Source organism: Luteibacter sp. PvP120 (assembly GCF_054055715.1).
In genome coordinates, this window is the sequence record NZ_JBSRXP010000009.1 from 20,512 (window position 1) to 40,779 (window position 20,268).

The following is a 20,268-nucleotide window of genomic DNA, read 5'->3' on the forward strand; positions in this document are numbered from 1 at the left end:
TCATGGGTCATCACAATCCCGCCGAAGAACTGCAGAACGCCCGCGGCAAGAAACTTGCCGCGCTGGCGCTCGGGGCCATCGGCATCGTTTTCGGCGACATCGGCACCAGCCCGCTGTACACCATGAAGGAAACCCTCGGCACGCACGGCATGACGCCGCAGCCTGCCGCGGTGCTCGGCGTGCTGTCGCTGATCTTCTGGTCGCTGCTGATGGTGATCTCGCTGAAGTACGTCACCTTCGTGATGCGAGCCGACAACAAGGGCGAGGGCGGCATCATGGCGCTCATGGCGCTGGCGCAGCGCAGCGTCAGCGGATCGCCCCGCGCGCGCTGGGTGCTGGCCGCCATCGGCATCTTCGGCGCGTCGCTGTTCTACGGGGACGGCGTGATCACGCCGGCCATGTCCGTGCTATCCGCGGTGGAAGGCCTGGAAGTGGCGGCCCCCTCGCTGGATACCTACGTGGTGCCCATCTGCCTGGTCATCCTGGTGGCGCTGTTCGCCATCCAGCGGCACGGCACCGAAATCGTCGGCAAGGCCTTTGCTCCGGTCATGACCGTGTGGTTCCTCGTGCTGGCCTGGCTGGGCCTGCGTCAGCTGGTCATGCATCCGCAGGTGCTGTGGGCGTTGAACCCGTGGTACGCGGTGACCTTCTTTACCGAGCACGGCCGTTCCGCCTTCATCGCGCTGGGTGGCGTGGTGCTGGCGCTGACCGGCGGCGAAGCGCTCTACGCCGACATGGGTCACTTCGGCAAGAAGCCGATCCGTCTGGCCTGGTTCTTCTTCGTGCTGCCGGCGCTCCTCATCAACTACTTCGGCCAGGGCGCGCTGCTGCTGCACGACCAGACCGCGATCGAAAACCCGTTCTACAAGATGGTGCCCGAGAACCTGCTGTACCCGATGATCGCGCTGGCCACGGCCTCGGCGGTGATCGCCTCGCAGGCGGTGATCTCGGGCGCCTTCTCGATGACCCGCGAGGCGATGTCGCTGGGCTACTCGCCACGCATGGCCGTGGTGCACACCTCGCACGAGATGTCGGGGCAGATCTTCGTGCCCTGGGTGAACCGTCTGCTGATGGTGCTGGTGTTCCTCGCGGTCATTGGTTTCCGCTCGTCGAACAACCTCGGTGCGGCGTACGGTATCGCCGTGACCGGCACCATGACCATGACCACGCTGCTGGCGCTGGTCGTCGCTCGCCGCCGCTGGAACTGGCACTGGGCGGCCGTCATCACGGTCGGCGTCATCTTCCTGGTCATCGACCTGGCCTTCTTCGGCGCCAACGCGCTGAAGATCGCCCATGGCGGCTGGTTCCCGCTGGTGCTGGGCGTGGTGATCTTCACCGTCATGACTACATGGCGGCGGGGCAGGGACCTCGTGGTGCGCGAGATCAAGCAGTCCGGCCTGGCGCTGGAGCCCTTCGTGGCGAACATCGCCGACCATCCGCCGCTGATCGTGCCGGGTACGGCGGTGTTCCTCACCGCCAACCAGAACTCGGTGCCGCACGCGATGCTGCACAACCTCAAGCACAACAAGGTGCTGCACGAGCGCAACGTGCTGCTGACGGTCGAGATGCTGGAAACGCCCGTGGCCGACTTCGACGAGCGCATGGAAGTGATCGAATACGGCGGCGGCTTCTTCGGCCTGCAGCTGCGCTACGGCTTCGCCGAGGATCCGAACATCCCGCTGTCGCTCTCGCGCGCTAGTGCACGCGGACTCGATTTCGACATGATGGATACGACGTTCTTCCTGTCCCGCGAAACCATCGTGGCGGATGCGCGCCGACCCGGCATGGCCCTCTGGCGCGACAAGCTGTTCGCCTTCCTCGCCCGTAACGCGATGCCGGCCACGGCCTTCTTCCAGATTCCGGGCAACCGGCTGATCGAACTGGGCGCGCAGGTCGAGATATAAGCAGCGGTGGTCGCAGCATCGCCAAGCCGATGCTGCGACCAGCCGAGCAATAGCATGTCGCCGTCGGTGTGCGGGTCGTGCCCGTTATCACGTCGGCGTCTTACGTCCACAACGTAGCGACCGATTCCTATCTCCAAAGTACTCCACGATTTCTAGTCTGAATTCGCCCGATGGAGGGCGATTCAGGAGTGTGGAATGCGAGCCAAACCGCTAATCGTTTTACTCACGTTGCTGATCGTGAGTTCCGAGGCATCGGCGTCTGTCAAATGGCTGAGTCGCGCCAATTGCATCGCCGGAACCATCAATGAGTCGATTACCTACGATCGACCCGCGTTACGTAGCCACTTCATGTACACCCAGGGTACCCACGTGGGTTTCGGTGCCGTGGCGGGTCATGTCGTGACGGCGGACTGGAACATGACGTGGCGCTCTTATGCCGGGGACCTCGCGGATGCGTCGCGCAACACTGTGCGCGGCGTCCACGTATTCGGGGATGACCTGCGATTCCTGCAGACTCAGTATTCCATTGCGACCGACTGCAATCTGACGGAGTGGTGAAATGAAGAAGATTCTCTATGTTTCTTTCCTGTCGGCTTCCCTGTTCTCAGCATGTGCCTCGGCCTCGTCGACTCTGGTCGACGTTCCTGCGCAAAGCGGTAATTCGTCCGCAGTCTCGGATGATACGTCGGCCACAAGCGAGGGCGACCTGGACATTTCGCGCATCCCCATGTCCCCGGGGCTTCACGTGGTGCCGCTGAATGAATCGCCTTTCGTTGGCGCCCTTGCCGCGAAGATCGAGCAGGATATTGCCGAGCAGTCTTCCAGGGGCGTACACACGGCTGAGGATGTCCCGGATGTGCGCGCATCGCTTGCCCATGTCCGCAGCAGCGCCCTTGGCGGCAATGAGGAAGTCTTTACGACGTTGTCCCAGGTCAAGCCGCATCTTTACTATGAGCCGGCATCGATCTCCCAGACCTTGCTCGAGGGGCTTCCACTGGTGGATGTGTCCACGGCGGGCGGGAATAGGGATGGTCGCTGGACCGGCCTCAGTCGTTCATGGGAAGTTGCCGGGCTCGGACTGGTACAACTGGACGAGTCCGAATACGCAGACGGCGGCGGGTCTGTTACGGTCATCAAGGAGTGGCTCAACACCGATATCAACGGTCAACCAGGCACCATCCAGACCATGCGTGGGCCTGACGGCGCCACGCAGGTCTCGCTGGGCTGGGTCACCGACCACAAGGTCATGAGGTTGAACCTCCAGCCTGTCGACCCCGATGCACTGGCACCCAACCAGGAAGCCTTGCTTACCATGGCTCGTTCTATTCGATACTGACCCGCGCCTGGCCTGACAAAGCGGATCGGGCAGTCGGTTCGACCTGTCCGGTCCGCGAATCCTGCCATAATGTGAGGATGTCCGAGCACCGAATCATCTCCACCGCCGCCGCCATGGATGACGACGCGCTGGAAGCCAGCATCCGTCCCAAACGCCTGGCCGAATACCTCGGCCAGCAGACGGTGCGTGAGCAGATGTCGATCTATATCGAGGCCGCGCGGCGTAGGCAGGGCGCACTCGACCACGTGCTCATCTTCGGGCCGCCCGGCCTGGGCAAGACCACGCTGTCGCACGTGATCGCCAACGAGCTGGGCGTCAACGTCCGCTCCACCTCCGGGCCGGTGCTGGAACGCGCGGGCGACCTGGCCGCGTTGCTGACCAACCTGGAAAAGAACGACGTCCTGTTCGTGGACGAAATCCACCGCCTTTCCCCGGTGGTGGAGGAAGTGCTCTATCCAGCCATGGAAGACTTCCAGATCGACATCATGATCGGGGAGGGCCCGGCCGCCCGCTCGATCAAGCTCGACCTGCCGCCCTTTACCCTGATCGGCGCGACCACGCGTGCGGGTCTGCTCACCGGCCCGCTGCGCGACCGTTTCGGCATCATCCAGCGGCTGGAGTTCTACAGCGTGGATGAGCTGACCGCGATCGTCCGCCGCGCCGCGAAAATCTTCGGTATCGAGTGCGAGCTGGAGGGGGCGATCGAGATCGCCCGGCGATCCCGCGGCACGCCGCGCATCGCCAACCGGCTGCTGCGCCGGGTGCGCGATTTCGCCGAGGTGCGCGGCGATGGCATCATCACCCACGCCCTGGCCCGTGCCGCGACCGACATGCTCAGGGTGGACGCCGAGGGTTTCGACGATCTCGACCGCCGCCTCCTGAGCACCATCATCGAGAGTTTCGACGGTGGTCCCGTCGGGGTGGAATCGCTGGCCGCCGCCCTCAGCGAGGACCGCGGCACCCTCGAGGACGTGGTCGAGCCCTACCTGATCCAGCAGGGCTACCTGATCCGCACCGCCCGTGGCCGCATGGCCTCGGCGAAGGCCTGGCGCCACCTCGGCCTCAACCCGCCGCCGCGCCAGGGTGACGTCCCCGACCTGTTCGCAGACGACCCATGAGCGCCTTCAGCTTTCCCGTGCGCATCTACTGGGAAGACACGGACGCCGGCGGCGTGGTGTACCACGCCAACTATGTCCGTTTCATGGAGCGCGCCCGCACGGAATGGCTGCGTGCGCAGGGCATCGACCAGTTGGCCCTGCGCGAAACCACCTCGCTCGGCTTCGTCGTCCGCGAGATGCACCTCGATTTCCTGCGGCCGGCCCGTCTGGATGATGAACTCCAGGTCACGGTAGACGTCAAAGAGCGGCGTTCAGCCAGTATGCTGTTCGGTCAGGAGATCGTGTGCGGGGGCACGACGCTGTTGCGCGCCACGGTGCGCGTGGCGTGCGTCAACCTCGTCACCATGCGACCTGCCCAGATACCGGCCGGCTTGTTCCTCCAAGCCTTCCCCCTTACCTAAAGCCCCAGATACCCGGCGGAGAGCCTTCAAGCGATGAACGGTGGACTGAACATTTTCAAGCTGGTTGCGGAAGCAAGCCTGCCGGTGCAGCTGGTGATGCTGCTTCTCCTCGTCTTCTCGTTCCTGTCGTGGGTCATCATCATCCGCAAGTACAGCCAGCTGAAGACCGCCCACGACAACGCCGAGACCTTCGAGGATCGCTTCTGGTCCGGTGCCGACCTGGCGGCCCTGTTCCGTGAGGTGGGTAACCGCGAAGGCCAGAGCGGCATCGAGAACGTGTTCGAGGCCGGCTTCCGTGAATTCGCCCGCCAGCGCCAGCGCCGGGCCGGCGATGCCGACCGCATCATGGAAAGCTCCGAGCGCGCCATGCGCGTGGCCGGCACCCGCGAGATCGGCAAGCTGGAACAGAACCTGGAGTTCCTGGCCAACGTCGGCTCGATCAGCCCGTATATCGGCCTGTTCGGTACCGTCTGGGGCATCATGGGTGCCTTCCAGGGCCTGGGCGAGATGAAGGACGTCACCATTTCCGTGGTGGCCCCGCACATCTCCGAGGCCCTGATCGCCACGGCCATGGGCCTGTTCGCCGCCATCCCGGCCGTCTGGGCCTACAACCGCTTCGCCACCAAGGTGGAGCGCGTCGCGTCGCGTTACGAGGTGTTCCAGGAAGAGTTCTCCTCGGTGCTGCAGCGCCAGATCCACGCCGACGACGTCGCCTGAGCCCCGCCATGGCCACGCGTAACGTGCACCGCCGCCACAAGCGGAAGCTGAAATCCGAGATCAACGTCGTGCCGTACATCGACGTGATGCTCGTCCTGCTCATCATCTTCATGGTCACCACGCCGATGATGAACCTGGGCGTGGATATCCAGCTGCCACAGACCAACGCCAAGTCCCTGCAGGACAAGAAGGACCCGGTCGTCGTTTCCGTCGACGAGGGTGGCCAGATCTACCTTACCGCCAACGGCACCAAGCGCGAGCCGGTCAGCGCGGACGAGTTCAAGAGCAAGATCACCGCCTTCCACGATGCCAACCCCGAGCTCCAGGTCCTGGTGGCGGGCGACCAGCGCGTGGGCTATGGCAAGGTCTACCAGATCCTCCCGATCCTCCAGGAAGCGGGCGTCTCCAAGATCGGCCTGATGAGCCAGCCGGAGTCGGGCGCGCAGAATGGAAAACCGTAACGGTACGCCGCGCGCGGTTGTCCTCGCCGCGCTCCTGCACATCGGCATCGTGGCCTTCCTCGGCCTCGCGATCATCCCGTGCTCGGACTACGAAAAGTGGGCCGACGCCCTGGGCTTGCCCGCGGCATGGAACCCATTGAAGTGTCCCGCGCCGATCCAACTGCCCGGCCAGATCATCGAGGCCACACTGATCGGCCCCACGGGAGCGCCGCCGCCGAAGCACACCGCCAAGCCGGTGCCCAACACGGTGCCCCCGCCGCCGGCGCAGCCCACGCCCACGCCGCCGCAGCCCGAGAAACCCAAGGTCGAGACCCTGCCGCCGCCGCCGAAGGTGCCGGCCCTGAAGGACCAGGAAAAGGTGGTCGACGACGCCGTGCAGAAGGCTGAGGATGCCAAGCGCCTGCAGGAAGAGCAGCAGCGCCAGCGCCAGGCCGAGCTGGATGCGCAGCAGGAAGAGAAGAAAAAGGAAAAGCAGAAGCAGATCGACGAGATCTTCAAGCAGCTGGACGCCGCCAAGTCGCAGACCAAGCAGGCCGACAGCAAGAAGAAGCAGGCCGAACAGCAGTTGCAGGACCTCGCCAACGCCAAGGATGATGGCCGTGAAAACCTGCCGTACGCCGACAAGGTCCAGACCGGCCAGGCCGGCAAGGACGACAGCAAGCAGGCCCTGTACATCGCCGCGATCCAGAACGCCGTGACACCCAACTGGCTGCGGCCTGACAACATGCCGGACGCCCCATGCATGGTGCACATCACCCAGATCCCGGGTGGCCAGGTGCTCAGTGCGAAGGCGGACGCCAGCTGCCCGTACGATGCCGCGGGCCGGGCGTCGATCGAGAACGCCGTGTTGCGCGCCCAGCCCTTGCCGTACCAGGGCTTCGAGGATGTGTTCCAGCGCAACCTCACGTTCACGTTCCGGCCGCAATGATGTGACGCGCCCCGGCCCGGCAGGCGCCGGGCGGGGCGGTTCATAATCGGGTCATGCTGGCTTTCGCCAGCGGGTTAACATGCCGTCGCCGTCCCCTCTTCCCAGGTCGCAATGAATCCGCCCATGCGCAGAATGCTCCCCCGCCTAGCTCTCCTTCTGGTTGCCCTGACTGCCTTCGTGGCCGGTCCGGCAGCCGCCCAGTCGCTGAACGTCGACATCGTGGGCGGCCTGAAGACGGCCACTCCGATCGCCGTCGTGCCGTTTGCCCAGGCCGGTGGCGCGCCACTGCCTACCGACGTGGCCGACGTGATCCGCGCGGATTTCAACCGCTCGGGCAAGTTCCGCTCGCTGGACAAGGCCGACATCGTCGAAACCCCGTCGCAGGGCGCTGACATCAAGTTCGCCACGTGGCGCCTGCTCAAGCAGGACTTCATCACCATCGGCCGCATCAGCGACGCCGGTGGCGGCAACCTCAAGGTCGATTACGAGCTGTGGGACGTCAACAAGCAGCAGAGCCTGCTGGCCCAGTCGTTCACCGCGCCCGCCGGTGACCTGCGCGGCGTGGCCCACCAGATCGCCGACCAGATCTATGAAAAGATCACCGGCGTGCGCGGCGCCTTCTGGACCCGCATCGCCTACATCACGGCCGTGGGCGTGGGTAACAACGCTACCTACTCGCTGATCGTCGCGGACTCCGACGGCTTCAATCCGCAGGTGGTGGCTCGCTCGCGTGAATCCCTGCTCTCGCCGGCCTGGTCGCCGGACGGCAGCAAGATCGCCTATGTGTCGTTTGAAAGCGGCAATTCGGCGGTCTACGTGCAGAACATCTCCACCGGCTCGCGCAGCCTGATCGCCTCGCATCCGCGTGGCATCAACAGTGCGCCGGCCTGGTCGCCGGACGGTCGCAAGCTGGCCGTCAGCCTGTCGTATGTGGGCAACCCGGAGATCTTCGTGATCGACGTGGCCAGCCACACCGAAACGCGGCTGACCAACAACTTCGCTATCGACACCGAGCCGACCTTCACCCCGGACGGCCAGAGCATCCTGTTCACCTCCGATCGCTCGGGCAAGCCGCAGATCTACCAGATGTCGGCTTCCGGCGGCGCCGCCACGCGTCTCACCTTCCAGGGTGGTTTCAACGCCAGCGCTTCGGTCAGTTACGACGGCAAGCAGATTGCGATGGTGCAGGGCAACGGGAACGTGTATCGTATCGCCATCATGGACCGCAGTCTGGGCGGGCAGGTGCGCTTCGTTTCCCCGGGTAACGTGGACGATTCGCCCAGCTTCGCGCCCAACGCCAGCATGCTGCTTTACGCTGCATCGCAGGGTACGCGTGGTGTCCTGTATGCGGTTTCGGCAGACGGTGCCGTGCGTCAGCGCCTTGTCCTTTCGGACGGCGACGTGCGCGAACCGTCGTGGGGACCCTATCGACAGCGCTGATGCCACGTTTCTACGGGAACGTGGTATCGGTAACGTCCAGGGAGGGGCGCGGGCATCCGCGCCTTTTCTGCGGACGACAATTAACCGGCAATCGCTGCAAGGCGGTTGCCGGAGCGAAGACGCAGGGTGCGGGACAGCGCCCCGTCGGCGTAGATGTAAGTAGAAAAACAGCCGGACAACCGGCGGTGCCTGTCCCGAAACCGAAAACCGACTGTCGGAACTCAACTGTTTTAAGGAACGTCCCATGAATAAGACTGTTACCGTCACCCTGGCTGCCCTGCTCTGCGTGGGCGCGGCCGCTTGCTCCAAGAAGCAGGTCAAGCCGGTCGCTCCGACCGAATCGCAGCCGGTCGCTCAGACCCAGGCTCCGATGAACGACGGCAAGTACCAGCCGTCCGACCTCGACACCGACGCTTGCCTGCGTCAGCGCGTCGTCTACTTCGACTTCGACAAGAACGAAGTGAAGCCGGAGTTCCAGCAGATCATCGCTTGCCACGCCAAGTACCTGCAGGATCGTCCGCAGTCGGCCATGACCCTCGAAGGCAACACCGACGAGCGCGGCACGCGTGAATACAACCTGGGCCTCGGCGAGCGTCGCGGCAATGCCGTGTCCAGCGCCATCCAGGCTGCCGGTGGTTCGGCTGGCCAGGTCAACGTCACCAGCTACGGCAAAGAGAAGCCGACCTGCCGTGAGCACAACGATGACTGCTGGTCCAAGAACCGTCGCGTCGAGATCGTCTACACCGCGAAGTAAGTGATGAAGAAGACTCTGGCTACCAGTTACATGGCCAGGCTTGGCATGGCGGGCGCACTTGCGTCCGCCATGCTTTTTGCTTTGCCCGTCACCGCCCAGGACACCCGTCTCAGTCTCGCCGATCGCGTTGCGCGGCTCGAGCAGCAGTCGCAGGCCCAGGCCGGCACGACCACCCTGGTCAACCAGGTGAACGATCTGCAGCAGCAGGTCTCGCAGTTGCAGGGCCAGATCGAAGAGCTCCAGCACCAGAACCAGCAACTCCAGGATTCCCAGAAGGCGCAGTACGCGGATGTCGATTCGCGGCTGGGTCGTATCGAAAAGGGCGGTGCCCCCGCCGGCCAGCCCGCCGCTGCACAGGGCACGCCGCCGGCCGTGGCCCAGCCACCGGCCACGTCGTCGCAAGGTAACGCCGCAGCCGGTGCCGCAGGCGCGGCTGCCAGCAGTGCCGCCGCCGCGCCCCCCGCGGGCGCGCCGTCCCAGCCGGCCAATGCCGACCAGCAAGCCGCTTACGACGCCGCGTTCAAGTCGCTGCGCGCGGGCGATTACGTCACCGCGTCGCGTGGCTTCCGCGACTTCCTGGTCAAGTACCCGGATAGCCCGCTCGCCCCCAACGCCTATTACTGGCTGGGCGAGTCCTACTACGTGACCATGAACTATCCCGTGGCCATCGAGGCCTTCCAGCGCCTGGTCAAGCAGTATCCGCAGAGCGACAAGGTCTCCGACGGCCTGCTCAAGGTCGGTTATTGCCAGATCGAACTGAAGCAGCAGGATGCTGCCATCGCCACGCTGAAGCAGGTGGGCACCAAGTATCCGGGCACCAAGGCTGCGGGCCTCGCACAGGAACGCCTGCGTCGCCTGCAGCGCCAGACGGCCAACTGATCCCATGACCGGTAGCACCGTACTACCGGCGGCTGTCCCGCCGGCTTCGCCCGTCGCGGAGCGGCTGCGGATCACCGAGATATTCCATTCCGTGCAGGGTGAGGCCGACGCCATCGGCTGGCCCACGGTATTCGTACGCCTTACCGGATGCCCGCTGCGCTGCGTGTGGTGCGATACCGAATATTCCTTCCATGGCGGCCAGTGGCACGACATCGATGCCATCGTCGCCGAGGTGGCCGGTTACGGTGCGCGCCATGTCTGCGTCACCGGCGGCGAGCCGCTGGCGCAGAAGCGCTGCCAGATCCTCCTGCGCAAGCTGTGCGATGCCGGCCACGAGGTTTCCCTGGAAACCTCCGGCGCGCTCGATGTCGCCGATGTCGATCCGCGCGTCCGCAAGGTCATGGACCTGAAGGCCCCGGACTCCGGCGAAAGCGCGCGCAACCTCTGGTCCAACCTCGACCACTTGCTGCCGCACGACCAGGTGAAGTTCGTCATCGCCAGCCGCGGCGATTTCGAATGGTCGCGCGACATCGTCCGCCAGCATGCGCTGGACCGCCGCGCGATGGTGCTGTTTTCCCCGGTGTGGGGCAACGTCCAGCCGCGCGAACTCGCCGAGTGGATCCTCGCCGAACGTCTGCCCGTACGCTTCCAGCTGCAGCTGCACAAGCTGCTGTGGAACGACGCCGCCGGCCACTGATACGACTGCAAGGGTATTGCCATGAATGCTTCGACCTCTCCCCGCAAGGCCGTGATCCTCGTGTCCGGCGGCATGGATTCGGCGGTCACCATCGCCATGGCGCGCGAGCAGGGCTTCGAGGTGTACGCCCTGAGCGTGGCCTACGGCCAGCGCCACAGCTCCGAACTGGAAGCCTCCGCGCGGGTGGCCGGCATGCTCGGTGCCGTGACGCACAAGACGGTGCACATCGACCTGCGCAGCATCGGCGGTTCCGCCCTGACGGCGGACATCGATGTGCCCGAGGACGGCGGCGAAGGCATTCCCGTGACCTACGTGCCGGCGCGCAACACCATCATGCTGTCCATCGCGCTAGGCTGGGCCGAGGTGCTGGGCTCGTCGGACATCTTCTGTGGCGTCAATGCCGTGGATTACTCCGGCTACCCGGATTGCCGTCCGGCGTTCGTCGAGTCGTTCCAGGCCCTGGCGAATGTGGCCACCAAGGCCGGTGTGGAAGGCGCGGGCATCCGCATCCATGCCCCGCTGATGGAGATGGGCAAGGGCGACATCGTGCGCGAAGGCATGCGCCTGGGCGTGGATTTCTCGGCCACGGTCAGCTGCTACCAGGCCGATGCGCAGGGTCGCGCCTGCGGGCATTGCGATGCCTGCCGGCTGCGCGCGGAAGGATTCGCCAAGGCCGGCGTGCCGGACCCCACGCATTACGCCTGATGCGCTGAAGGCCAGCTTATGTGATTCCCAGGGCCCATTTTCGGCAGCAGAAAGAGGTGCTTGGAAAAGTGCTGATAAGGTCGACGCATGGCGTGGCTCGATTTCGATTGCCATGACAACGGCGAGGGCTTTGGACCTCTGTCATCCGTACGTGCCGACTCAATGGGGACGTGGAACATGAAAAAGGTTTTGCTGATTGCGACGGCTGTTGTTTCATTTGCACATTCGCTGTCCGCCATGGCGGCAGTGAGTGATAAGCAGGATGCGCAGGCCATGATCACTGGCGGCCCCTTTACGTGGGTTGCCTATTTCAGCGTTCTTAATCCACCCTCGCGTTGCGTAACGGCCACGGAGGGTGGACAGGTAAATCTCTCGATCTGCGATGGCGGCCGCTATCAGATGTGGAGCCACTCGCAGAATCAGCTCGGCGACGAGATCCGCAACGTGCAGTCAGACCTTTGTTTGCAGGGTGGCAGCCCCAGCAGCCCGTCGGTCACGACACAGGCCTGCAACGGCGGAAACGCGCAACGGTGGGTTTTGACGCAGGATCGCCTGGGCTGGTCCATGCGTAATGTTTCCACTGGGTACTGTCTCGACACCAATGGAAGCGCTGTCCTGCAGATTTATTGCGGTCTGGGTGACCCGGCGCGCCAACGTTGGATTCAGCAATAGGGACACGAAACGCGGAACGCGCCGCTTTCGGTAAGTCACTGACGCGTATGGTGGGTCGTGCCGGATTCGAACCGGCGACCTACGGATTAAAAGTCCGCTGCTCTACCAACTGAGCTAACGACCCATACGCGGCAAGCCGGCTAGTTTAGTGATCCGGCCGTGACCGCACAACCCGCGAGGTGGGTCGGTTCAGGTGGTGGCGACGAGCGCCTGCACCTCGCGTCCCGCGGCGCGCCAGGCGCCGATGCCGCCGGTCAGGGGGCGCACGTTGCGGAAACCCAGCTTGACGAGCCGTTCGGCCACCTTCGCCGCCGATACTTCGTTCGGGCACGAGCAGTAGATCACCACCGCGCTGTGCTTTGGCAGGGTGGCGATGTCCGCATCCGCCGTGGCGAAATCGAACAGCCGCGAGCCCGGAATCACGAACGGATCATCGCGCCGGCTGATCGCCGTTCGCACGTCCACGATCAGTGCACCGGGATCGCTGGCCAGCAGGAGCGACAACTCGTCGACGGAGATGCGCGACCGCCGCATCTGTCGCAGGAGCAGCATCCGCCGCGCATAGCGGAAGCCGATCCACAGCGCCATGACGGCCACGGCCACCGCGGCCAGCCCGATGCCGAACTCGCGCAGGGCGACCAGCACCGCGTCGATCTGCCGATAGCAAAGCATGCCGACCGACAGGCCCACGGCGATCCACAGCGAAGCGCCGAGCAGGTCGTATAGCGTGAAGCGGACGAAGCGCGTGTCGCCCGCGCCGGCGATGGGAATGGTGACCAGCGACAGCCCCGGGACGAAGCGCGAGATCAGCAGCAGCTTGACACCGCGCTTTTCGAAGAAACCGCTGGCGCGCCGCACGCAGGTGTCTGGCGAGAGCGACACGCGGCACAAGCCGTCCAGTACGCGGTATCCGAAGTGCCGCCCGGTGAGGAACCAGGCCACGTCACCAAGGAAAGCGCCGGCCAGTGCGGCCACGAACGTGGCGACGACCAGCAGGGGATCGTGCGAAGCGACCAGGGTGCTGCCGACCACGATAAGGGTGGGCATGGCAGGCACTGGCAGGCCGATCGCTCCGGCGAACACGCCGAGGAAGGCTACCGTCGGCGCCGCGTCCGCCCAGTTGATGCTCGCCACGCTTCGTACCTCGGCCCATGTCCGTCAACCCCGCCACGATACGCTTGTGACGTTTCGCCGGACAGACCGCCCCAGGCCGTTTGGCCTAGGCCTTCCGGCCAGGAGGCATCACGAGTGGGTCGACACGTCATTGCTCAAGTCGTTCATGTCGCCCAGGTGCTGCGCGGCGACAAGGGCTTCCAGCCGGTTGCGGACATGCAGCGCGCGGAAGATCGCCGCCAGGTGGATCTTGACCGTGCCTTCGCTGATCTTCAGTTCGCGCGCAATCAGCTTGTTCGGCCGGCCCAGGGCCAGCAGCTTGAGCACGTCACGCTGCCGATCGGTAAGGATGCTGGCCAGGCGATCCTTCAGCGCCAGCCCGTCGCTTGCAGCACGCGGCACGGAAAAAGCGTGCACCGCGTCGGGGGCTTCGGCTTTCATGGCTTCGGGCGGCACATAGATGCCGCCGCCCACGATCAGCCGGACGGCATTGAGGATGACGTCGGGTGGCGATGACTTCGGGATATAACCCTGCACGCCAAGCTCCAGGACATGCCGGATCGATGACGAATCCTCGGTGCCGGACAACACGACGACGGGACGCATGCGTGCTATGCCGGTTTCGTCTTCGGCCTCACGCATGGCCGCCACGGCGTGCCTGATGTGTTCGACGCCTTCGGCGCCCGGCATGGCCATGTCGATCAGGGCAATGTCCGGCAGTGGTCCGTCGCTGAGATGTTTCTGCAGCTGCGCCACCGTCTGGGCCTCGACGAAGGTGACGTGGTCACCCAGCTCGCGCAGCTTGAGCTTCACTCCCTCGATGATGAGTCGGTGATCGTCCGCGATCAGTACGTGCATACCGCTCCTCCGCCTGCATGGTCGCAGGCTTCCCCGTTCCTGCGAACATAGCCCTGTCGATGGCCGTCGGCAAGCCGGCCATACGGCTCATGCCGGCGCATGATGGGCAGCCCAGGCGGAAACCATGACTTCATGAAGCCGATCCGGGGACACGGGCTTGAACAGGACGCGCGTTGTTGCCGTATCTACGCTCTGCAGGAAGTCCACGCGCGTCTCGCCGGTGATGAGCACGCGTGCGAAAGGCGGCGGATCGCCCGGACGTCGCCGGTAGTAGCGATCCAGCAGCGCGATCACGTCCAGGCCGGTGCCTTCGCGCAGGCGCAGGTCGGAAATCACGATGTCGGGTGGCTGCATCCACTGGTGCACGGCCTCCATGGCCTGCTGCGCATCTGCGGCAGTCATCACCTCGCAGCCCCAGCTGCCAAGGAGAAAACTGATGCCGGCCAGGATGGAAGGCTCGTCGTCGATGACCAGTACCCGCATGCCGGCGACGTCGCGTGTCGCCGCCGGTGCCTGCGTCGGTGGCTGGCGGAACTCGACGATACCCGGGCGTGTTTCCGGCAGGGTCAGCGAGAACACGCTGCCCTTGCCGGGGCGCGACCGAACCGATGCCGTGCTGCCCAGCAACCCGGCCAGCCGCTGCACGGTCGACAGGCCCAGCCCGAGGCCACGCCGGGTGCTCTCGGGGCGACCGGCTTCCGGGCCGCTCTCCACGCGGTAGAACTCGTCGAAGATATGGCGAAGGTGGTCGTCGCCGATGCCGATGCCGGTATCCCACACGTCGATCCGCACCCGGCCGTCCAGCCGTTTTCGGGCGCCCACCAGTACGCCGCCGCAGCGCGTGTAGCGAAGGGCGTTGCTGACCAGGTTGTTGAGTATGCGAGCCAGCATCGTGCGGTCGCAGTGCACCCACAGTCCCGTGGTGCGGACGATCAGGCGCAGGTCGTGTTGCTCGGCGACCATGCGAAAGTTGACGCTCACTTCCTCGAACACCTCGTCGAGCGCCACGTCGCGGAGGGTGGCCGGCATGGCACCCGTCTCCAGACGGGACAGGTCCAGCAATTCGCTGAACAGGTGATCCAGCGCCTCGACGCATTCCTGGATGTGCGCGATACGGTTGAGTCGGAGCGGGTCGAACTCGTCCACGGCCAGGCCCGACGAAAACAACGTCAGGGCGTACAGCGGCTGGCGCAGGTCGTGCGAGGCAGCGGCGAGGAAACGGGCCTTGGCGACGCTGGCCGCTTCCAGCGCGGCGTTCTTGCGAGCCAGCTCCTCGGTGGCGGCGGCGATCTCACGCTCCATCCCGATCTGCGCATGAAGCAGTTTGGATGCGGCGCCGTTGAAGCCGCGTTGCAGATCGCCGATCTCGGTATCGTCGGTCACCGGCACCACCACGGTACGGTCGCCCAGGCCGAGCTGGCGCACGGCGATGGCCAGGTTGCGCAGGGGTGCGCTTAGCCAGCGTGCCGCCGACCACCCGATCATGGCCGCGATGAACAGGCTCAGCGCCAGCCATAGCAGGGCGTTGTGCATGCTGACCCGCTGCGCCTCGATGGCGTCCTCGATGCTGACGTCCACCGTGACCGAGCCCACCACGCGGTGGGTCAGCGGATCGAGTACCTCGCGGGCGACGGTGAGCGTATCGTCGTCGCCGGCGGTGCCGTTGACGCGGTCGGCGAGGATCTCGCCGTCGCGGTCGCTGATACGCACGCGGGACACCTGGGGCAACTGCACGATGGACTGCGCAATGCGGGCGATCTCACGACGCTCGCCGGTGCGTAGGGCGTCGCCGGACACGGAAGCCGACTGCTGCGCGATCGCATCCGCCGTGGAACGGCCCATGTCGTGCAGGTTGTCCATCTGGTGGCTGGTCAGCAGTGTCACCAGCAGCACGGCAGTGATGGCGGTAGGCACCAGGGCGACGCAGGTCAGGCGCTGCACGAGCGACGTGCGGCGCCACACCCTTTCCAGCCCTGACGACGCCGATACGTCACGCATGACATTCCCCCGACGGCCCCTTGCCTGACGCCGCGAGGCTACAGCCTAGCGCAGTTGCCCGTGCTCAGGCGCGCCGGCGGCGTGCGCGTACCGATCGCACGACCAGGGGCAGCAGGCTGACGACCACGAAGGCGCACAGCGGAAGCAGGATGCGGACATCCAGCAGGCTGAAAGGCGCCACGCCACCCAGGGTGGAGGCGAGTCCCGCGCCGATCGCGCTCTCGATCACCAGCGATACCGTGCCACCGAGCCAGGTGGCGCCGATGAACAGCCATACCGGGCAGCGCAGCCAGGCCAGGGCGACCGTCATCGCCCCCAGGGGCACCACGGGAACGAAGCGCAGGGCAAAGGTATAGCGCACGGGATGGCGGGCGAAGCCGTCGCGCAGGCGCGCCGCGAACTCGGGCGGTGCCCGCCCGCCTGCCCGAAAGGCGTGGCGGCTGGCGACATACAGCAGGAGCGAACCCGCGACGAGGGCCGCCGACGACAACGCGCTGCCCTGGACGATGCCGAACAGCAGTCCCCCGGCCAGTACGATGACGATGGTGCCGGGCACCCCGGTCGCGATCGCCAGGGCCAGCATGCCCGCGTAGGTCGCCCGCGACAGCACGGGGTGTGCGGCAATGCCCGCTCGCAGCATGCCCTGCTCGGCAAGCAGATGCTCGGGATGGAAGCGGTCCAGGGCGCCGCTGGCCAGCGCGACGACACCGGTCAGGATCAGCAGCACCAGCGGCAGCACGGCGCGCCAGCGCGTCATCGGGCGGGTGCGCCGCTCAATACGCGGCCCCGGATTCACCGTAGCGGCGCAAGACCTCCCGGGCATCCTCGCGGCGGATGTCGCGACGTACGGCGATGCCGCGCCGCGCCAGTTCGCCCACCCAGTCGGCGGGAAGCGGGCCTTCGTCGAACGGGGTCAGTTCCTCGACATCCTCGGAGCGGGCGCCGATCAGCAGCTCGTCGATACCCGCCCATACGGTGGCGCCGAAGCACTGGCAGCAGGGCTGCGAACTGGTGGCCAGCACGAAGCGCGAGCCGTCCTCGTTGAGGCGGAAACGCTGCAGGCGTTGCTGTGCCGTCATGTACGCCATCATCTCGGCATGCGCGACGGAGCAGCTGTGCGGCACCACGCGATTGACGCCGACCGAGACGATGCGGTCGGCGCCGTCGAACACCACGGCACCGAACGGCCCGCCCGTGGCCAGGTCGACGTTGCGCGAGGACAGGTCGATGGCCAGGCCGACCTTGGCCTCGTCGCCGATGTAGGGCACGGCAGTATCGACCGCTTCATGGACCCAGGCCGGCAGGGTGAGATGAACCTGTGCGTACAGCATCAGGCTTGCTTCGCCCAGGAATCGCGCAGGGTGACGATGCGGTTGAACACCGGCGCGTCGGCCGCGTGGTCGTGCATGTCGGCCACGAAATACCCCAACCGCTCGAACTGCACGCGCTCCTCCGCGGATGCCGCGGCGGCCGCGGGTTCGACATAGCCGCGGACGATGCGCCGCGATGCCGGGTTGAGGTGGTCCTTGTAGGTCTTGCCATCGCTATCGTCGTCGGGGTCGGTGACGTCGAACAGGCGGTCGTACAGGCGGATCTCCGCCGGGATGGCATCGCGCGCGCTCACCCAGTGAATGGTGCCCTTGACCTTGCGATCGGCGCCGGGCATGCCGGTGCGCGAGGTGAGGTCGAGCGTGCAACGCAGCTCGGTGACCTGACCGTCCGCATCCTTGATGACCTCGTCGCAGCGGATGATGCCGACGCCGCGCAGGCGGACCTCGCCCTCCGGCTTCAGGCGATGGAAGCCCTTCGGCGGCACCTCGGCGAAGTCGTCGCGCTCGATCCACAGTTCAGGCGAGAACGGCACGCTGCGGGTACCGAAGCTGTCGTCCTTCGGATGGTTGAGGAAGGTGAGCGATTCGGCGTGCGCGGCGTCGAGGTTGGTGATGACCAGTTTCACCGGGTCGATCACGGCCAGGCGCCGCGGTGCCGTGCCGTCGAGGTCGTCGCGCACGGCGCCTTCCAGCACGCTCATGTCGATGGTGCTGTTCTGCTTGCTGACGCCGATGCGTTCCCAGAACAGGCGGATGCCCGCGGGGGTGAAGCCGCGACGGCGGACGCCGGCGATGGTCGGCAGGCGGGGATCGTCCCAGCCGTCCACCAGGCGCTCGGTGACCAGCGTGATCAGCTTGCGCTTGCTCATCACGGTGTAGTTGAGGTTGCCGCGGGAGAACTCGATCTGGCGTGGCTTGCTGGGTGTGGTCGGCACGCCGGCGGCGGCCAGCGATGCCCACAGGGCCGGATCGTTTGCAAGGTCCACGTGGTCCACGCACCAGTCGTACAGGGGCCGGTGGTCTTCGAACTCCAGGGTGCACAGCGAATGCGTGATGCCTTCCAGCGCGTCGGACAGCGAGTGCGCGAAGTCGTACATCGGGTAGATCGGCCAGGCGTCGCCGGTGTTCTGGTGGTGCACCTTGCGTACGCGGTAGAGCGCCGGGTCGCGCAGGTTGATGTTGCCCGAGGCCATATCGATCTTCGCGCGCAGCGTCTTGCTGCCGTCGGCGAATTCACCGGCGCGCATGCGCTGGAAGAGGTCGAGGTTTTCCTCGATGGAGCGGTCGCGGAAGGGCGAGTTGCGGCCCGGTTCGGTCAGCGTGCCGCGGTAGTCGCGGACTTCCTCGGCCGAAAGGTCGTCCACATAGGCCACGCCCTTGCGGATCAGCTTCAGCGCCGAACGGTAGAACACCTCGAAGTAATCCGAGGCGTGGCGCAGTTCCGCCCAGTCGAAGCCCAGCCAGGTGACGTCGCGCTGGATGGCCTCGACGTATTCCACGTCCTCCTTCGAGGGGTTGGTGTCGTCGAAGCGCAGGTTGCACACGCCGGCGTAGTCGGTCGCCAGCCCGAAGTTCAGGCAGATCGACTTGGCGTGGCCCAGATGCAGGTAGCCGTTGGGCTCGGGCGGGAAGCGCGTGCGGATGGTCGCGTGCTTGCCGGCGGCGAGGTCGTCGCGGACGATCTGGCGGATGAAGTTCTGCGGCAGGACGGGCGTTTCGGTCGACATCGCTTGGACTCGGCAGGTAGGGCGCGGCAAACGCGGAAGTTTACCTTCCTTGGGCGCGACACGCTTGCCGCCGGCGCGGACGCGGGTTAGCTTGGCGGCATGTCGCCCCTATCCGATCTCGTCCGGGACGTTCCCGACTTTCCTCGTCCGGGCATCATGTTCAAGGACATCACCCCGCTCCTGGCCGATGCGGCGGCCTTTGCCGCCTGCATAGACGCCTTGTGCGCACCCTGGCTCGGCAAGGGCATCGGTGCCGTGTGCGGTATCGAGTCGCGCGGTTTCATCTTCGGCGCCGCCATGGCCCGGGCGCTGGACGCCGGCTTCGTGCCTGTCCGCAAGGCCGGCAAGTTGCCGCCGCCCGTGGTCGGGCTCGACTACGGCCTGGAGTACGGCCTGGATCGCCTGGAAATCGGGGCGCACGCCATCGCACCGGGAGAGAAGGTCATCGTGGTGGACGACGTGCTGGCTACCGGTGGCACGCTGGAAGCCGCGCGTCGGCTCGTGGAGCGACTTGGGGCCGAGGTCTGCGGCGGTAGCGTGGTGCTGGAACTGGCGGGATTGAACGGGCGGTCTCGGTGGTCAGGTGACGCGCCCCTGTACGCCCTGGTCGGGTCCTGACGCCTCAGCGTCGGGGTGGGCCTTCCTCGCGCAGGTCCTCCACGAGCACGATCTCGCACCCGCCGGCACCCGTGTCCTCGCGCGTCAGCGATGTCTTCCACTGCCAGCCATCGTCGCGCCGCACGTCCACCAGGAAACCGTCGAAGTGGACCACGTCGCCCGGGCGCACGTGGCGCAGCTCGCGCGCTGCGTTGTCGTTGGCGGGAATCATGTGCATGTTGGCGCTGGAGTCCTCGATCTCCTTGCGGGGTATCGGGAAGTGGTCCGTGTACCAGAAGTAGAAGCGGTTGGACTGGGAGATGCGAATCTTGTCCAGCACCGCGGTGTCCGACATGCGCCCCCAGCCCAGCGCGAGGTCCGTCGGGGCGATCGGCGCCAGGTCGTCCAGCTGGTAGTCCTCGCGTGACAGCACGCGGCCGGTCATGGCGAACTTCGCGCGGGGCGCCAGCGTGTAGTGCCCGCGGTTGAGCACCGTGCCCGGGCCGAGGTCCTCCTGGTCGGGAGTGTCGCCCGCGAGGACGCCGGGCGCGTCGTGCACCGGATGGTGCTGCCACCAGGCGTAACCGCCCCAGCCACACAGGATGAGCAGGAGGACCAGCCAGAAGCGCATG

General features: G+C 65.8%; 22 protein-coding genes and 1 tRNA gene. 15 read left to right on the forward strand and 8 right to left on the reverse strand.

Features of this window, described 5'->3' with window-relative positions; all coding sequences use genetic code 11:
* Window positions 1-2 precede the first annotated feature (2 nt).
* From ACVKN3_RS16365 to ACVKN3_RS16430, 14 genes are all read left to right on the forward strand, one after another.
* Entirely contained in the window at window positions 3-1,904 is a 1,902-nt protein-coding gene (locus ACVKN3_RS16365) for a potassium transporter Kup (protein WP_285403614.1), read from the forward strand.
* Window positions 1,905-2,099: 195 nt separating this feature from the next.
* Window positions 2,100-2,462: a hypothetical protein gene (locus ACVKN3_RS16370; protein ID WP_036137510.1), complete on the forward strand. Its 363-nt coding sequence runs from the start codon at window positions 2,100-2,102 to the stop codon at window positions 2,460-2,462.
* A gap of 1 nt (window position 2,463) precedes the next feature.
* Window positions 2,464-3,240, forward strand: a complete 777-nt coding sequence (locus ACVKN3_RS16375; RefSeq protein ID WP_285403617.1) for a hypothetical protein — start codon at window positions 2,464-2,466, stop codon at window positions 3,238-3,240.
* A 77-nt stretch (window positions 3,241-3,317) separates the two neighbouring features.
* Entirely contained in the window at window positions 3,318-4,358 is a 1,041-nt protein-coding gene (gene ruvB, locus ACVKN3_RS16380) for a Holliday junction branch migration DNA helicase RuvB (RefSeq protein ID WP_285403619.1), read from the forward strand.
* The gene (gene ybgC / locus ACVKN3_RS16385; protein WP_036137501.1) at window positions 4,355-4,759 is read left to right on the forward strand and encodes a tol-pal system-associated acyl-CoA thioesterase; all 405 of its coding nucleotides are present in this window, start codon (window positions 4,355-4,357) and stop codon (window positions 4,757-4,759) included. Before ruvB ends, ybgC begins: the two co-directional genes overlap by 4 nt.
* Window positions 4,760-4,792: 33 nt before the next feature.
* Window positions 4,793-5,476 (forward strand): protein TolQ, encoded by a 684-nt coding sequence (gene tolQ, locus ACVKN3_RS16390; RefSeq protein ID WP_036137499.1) that lies wholly within the window; start codon window positions 4,793-4,795, stop codon window positions 5,474-5,476.
* A gap of 8 nt (window positions 5,477-5,484) precedes the next feature.
* The gene (tolR, locus tag ACVKN3_RS16395; RefSeq protein ID WP_036137496.1) at window positions 5,485-5,937 is read left to right on the forward strand and encodes a protein TolR; all 453 of its coding nucleotides are present in this window, start codon (window positions 5,485-5,487) and stop codon (window positions 5,935-5,937) included.
* The gene (locus ACVKN3_RS16400; protein WP_285403626.1) at window positions 5,924-6,865 is read left to right on the forward strand and encodes a cell envelope integrity protein TolA; all 942 of its coding nucleotides are present in this window, start codon (window positions 5,924-5,926) and stop codon (window positions 6,863-6,865) included. The genes tolR and ACVKN3_RS16400 overlap by 14 nt, the downstream gene beginning before the upstream one ends.
* Window positions 6,866-6,976: 111 nt before the next feature.
* On the forward strand, window positions 6,977-8,305 hold the full coding sequence (gene tolB / locus ACVKN3_RS16405; RefSeq protein ID WP_285403629.1) for a Tol-Pal system beta propeller repeat protein TolB: 1,329 nt from the start codon (window positions 6,977-6,979) through the stop codon (window positions 8,303-8,305).
* A 244-nt stretch (window positions 8,306-8,549) separates the two neighbouring features.
* The gene (gene pal, locus ACVKN3_RS16410) at window positions 8,550-9,059 is read left to right on the forward strand and encodes a peptidoglycan-associated lipoprotein Pal (RefSeq protein WP_036137489.1); all 510 of its coding nucleotides are present in this window, start codon (window positions 8,550-8,552) and stop codon (window positions 9,057-9,059) included.
* 3 nt (window positions 9,060-9,062) lie between these two features.
* On the forward strand, window positions 9,063-9,938 hold the full coding sequence (gene ybgF / locus ACVKN3_RS16415) for a tol-pal system protein YbgF (RefSeq protein ID WP_354516313.1): 876 nt from the start codon (window positions 9,063-9,065) through the stop codon (window positions 9,936-9,938).
* A gap of 4 nt (window positions 9,939-9,942) precedes the next feature.
* A complete protein-coding gene (gene queE, locus ACVKN3_RS16420) occupies window positions 9,943-10,635 on the forward strand; it encodes a 7-carboxy-7-deazaguanine synthase QueE (protein WP_285403634.1) in 693 nt (230 codons plus the stop codon).
* Window positions 10,636-10,656: 21 nt separating this feature from the next.
* Complete coding sequence (queC, locus tag ACVKN3_RS16425) at window positions 10,657-11,340, forward strand: 7-cyano-7-deazaguanine synthase QueC (RefSeq protein ID WP_285403636.1); 684 nt, start codon at window positions 10,657-10,659, stop codon at window positions 11,338-11,340.
* 87 nt (window positions 11,341-11,427) lie between these two features.
* On the forward strand, window positions 11,428-12,012 hold the full coding sequence (locus tag ACVKN3_RS16430; RefSeq protein ID WP_354516311.1) for an RICIN domain-containing protein: 585 nt from the start codon (window positions 11,428-11,430) through the stop codon (window positions 12,010-12,012).
* 48 nt (window positions 12,013-12,060) lie between these two features.
* On the opposite strand, the gene ACVKN3_RS16435 is transcribed toward ACVKN3_RS16430, so the two are convergent.
* The 7 genes from ACVKN3_RS16435 to ACVKN3_RS16465 all read right to left on the reverse strand — a co-directional run bounded on the left by ACVKN3_RS16435 (window position 12,061) and on the right by ACVKN3_RS16465 (window position 19,039).
* Window positions 12,061-12,136, reverse strand: a tRNA-Lys gene (locus ACVKN3_RS16435).
* Between the two features lie 65 nt (window positions 12,137-12,201).
* Window positions 12,202-13,146, reverse strand: a complete 945-nt coding sequence (locus tag ACVKN3_RS16440; RefSeq protein ID WP_354516309.1) for a DedA family protein/thiosulfate sulfurtransferase GlpE — start codon at window positions 13,144-13,146, stop codon at window positions 12,202-12,204.
* A 108-nt stretch (window positions 13,147-13,254) separates the two neighbouring features.
* On the reverse strand, window positions 13,255-13,983 hold the full coding sequence (locus tag ACVKN3_RS16445) for a LuxR C-terminal-related transcriptional regulator (protein WP_285403651.1): 729 nt from the start codon (window positions 13,981-13,983) through the stop codon (window positions 13,255-13,257).
* 87 nt (window positions 13,984-14,070) lie between these two features.
* Entirely contained in the window at window positions 14,071-15,981 is a 1,911-nt protein-coding gene (locus tag ACVKN3_RS16450) for an ATP-binding response regulator (RefSeq protein WP_354516307.1), read from the reverse strand.
* A 64-nt stretch (window positions 15,982-16,045) separates the two neighbouring features.
* On the reverse strand, window positions 16,046-16,738 hold the full coding sequence (locus ACVKN3_RS16455; RefSeq protein ID WP_354516305.1) for a TVP38/TMEM64 family protein: 693 nt from the start codon (window positions 16,736-16,738) through the stop codon (window positions 16,046-16,048).
* Between the two features lie 16 nt (window positions 16,739-16,754).
* Window positions 16,755-17,312: a nucleoside deaminase gene (locus ACVKN3_RS16460; protein WP_354516303.1), complete on the reverse strand. Its 558-nt coding sequence runs from the start codon at window positions 17,310-17,312 to the stop codon at window positions 16,755-16,757.
* Window positions 17,312-19,039, reverse strand: a complete 1,728-nt coding sequence (locus ACVKN3_RS16465) for a glutamine--tRNA ligase/YqeY domain fusion protein (RefSeq protein WP_354516301.1) — start codon at window positions 19,037-19,039, stop codon at window positions 17,312-17,314. The genes ACVKN3_RS16460 and ACVKN3_RS16465 overlap by 1 nt, the downstream gene beginning before the upstream one ends.
* A 99-nt stretch (window positions 19,040-19,138) precedes the next feature.
* Between ACVKN3_RS16465 and ACVKN3_RS16470 the strand changes: the two genes are divergently transcribed.
* Window positions 19,139-19,657, forward strand: coding sequence for an adenine phosphoribosyltransferase (locus ACVKN3_RS16470; protein ID WP_354516299.1), 519 nt, complete (start codon window positions 19,139-19,141; stop codon window positions 19,655-19,657).
* Window positions 19,658-19,661: 4 nt separating this feature from the next.
* Here the strand turns inward: ACVKN3_RS16470 and ACVKN3_RS16475 are convergent, their stop codons facing one another.
* Window positions 19,662-20,267, reverse strand: a complete 606-nt coding sequence (locus tag ACVKN3_RS16475; protein WP_036137467.1) for a hypothetical protein — start codon at window positions 20,265-20,267, stop codon at window positions 19,662-19,664.
* Window position 20,268 lies beyond the last annotated feature (1 nt).

Coding starts and splice junctions, on each gene's coding strand:
- ACVKN3_RS16365 (WP_285403614.1), top strand. CDS start 3: ATGGGTCATCACAATCCCGCCGAAGAACTGCAGAACGCCCGCGGCAAG.
- ACVKN3_RS16370 (WP_036137510.1), top strand. CDS start 2,100: ATGCGAGCCAAACCGCTAATCGTTTTACTCACGTTGCTGATCGTGAGT.
- ACVKN3_RS16375 (WP_285403617.1), top strand. CDS start 2,464: ATGAAGAAGATTCTCTATGTTTCTTTCCTGTCGGCTTCCCTGTTCTCA.
- ruvB (WP_285403619.1), top strand. CDS start 3,318: ATGTCCGAGCACCGAATCATCTCCACCGCCGCCGCCATGGATGACGAC.
- ybgC (WP_036137501.1), top strand. CDS start 4,355: ATGAGCGCCTTCAGCTTTCCCGTGCGCATCTACTGGGAAGACACGGAC.
- tolQ (WP_036137499.1), top strand. CDS start 4,793: ATGAACGGTGGACTGAACATTTTCAAGCTGGTTGCGGAAGCAAGCCTG.
- tolR (WP_036137496.1), top strand. CDS start 5,485: ATGGCCACGCGTAACGTGCACCGCCGCCACAAGCGGAAGCTGAAATCC.
- ACVKN3_RS16400 (WP_285403626.1), top strand. CDS start 5,924: ATGGAAAACCGTAACGGTACGCCGCGCGCGGTTGTCCTCGCCGCGCTC.
- tolB (WP_285403629.1), top strand. CDS start 6,977: ATGAATCCGCCCATGCGCAGAATGCTCCCCCGCCTAGCTCTCCTTCTG.
- pal (WP_036137489.1), top strand. CDS start 8,550: ATGAATAAGACTGTTACCGTCACCCTGGCTGCCCTGCTCTGCGTGGGC.
- ybgF (WP_354516313.1), top strand. CDS start 9,063: ATGAAGAAGACTCTGGCTACCAGTTACATGGCCAGGCTTGGCATGGCG.
- queE (WP_285403634.1), top strand. CDS start 9,943: ATGACCGGTAGCACCGTACTACCGGCGGCTGTCCCGCCGGCTTCGCCC.
- queC (WP_285403636.1), top strand. CDS start 10,657: ATGAATGCTTCGACCTCTCCCCGCAAGGCCGTGATCCTCGTGTCCGGC.
- ACVKN3_RS16430 (WP_354516311.1), top strand. CDS start 11,428: ATGGCGTGGCTCGATTTCGATTGCCATGACAACGGCGAGGGCTTTGGA.
- ACVKN3_RS16445 (WP_285403651.1), bottom strand. CDS start 13,983: ATGCACGTACTGATCGCGGACGATCACCGACTCATCATCGAGGGAGTG.
- ACVKN3_RS16450 (WP_354516307.1), bottom strand. CDS start 15,981: ATGCGTGACGTATCGGCGTCGTCAGGGCTGGAAAGGGTGTGGCGCCGC.
- ACVKN3_RS16455 (WP_354516305.1), bottom strand. CDS start 16,738: ATGACGCGCTGGCGCGCCGTGCTGCCGCTGGTGCTGCTGATCCTGACC.
- ACVKN3_RS16460 (WP_354516303.1), bottom strand. CDS start 17,312: ATGCTGTACGCACAGGTTCATCTCACCCTGCCGGCCTGGGTCCATGAA.
- ACVKN3_RS16465 (WP_354516301.1), bottom strand. CDS start 19,039: ATGTCGACCGAAACGCCCGTCCTGCCGCAGAACTTCATCCGCCAGATC.
- ACVKN3_RS16470 (WP_354516299.1), top strand. CDS start 19,139: ATGTCGCCCCTATCCGATCTCGTCCGGGACGTTCCCGACTTTCCTCGT.
- ACVKN3_RS16475 (WP_036137467.1), bottom strand. CDS start 20,267: ATGCGCTTCTGGCTGGTCCTCCTGCTCATCCTGTGTGGCTGGGGCGGT.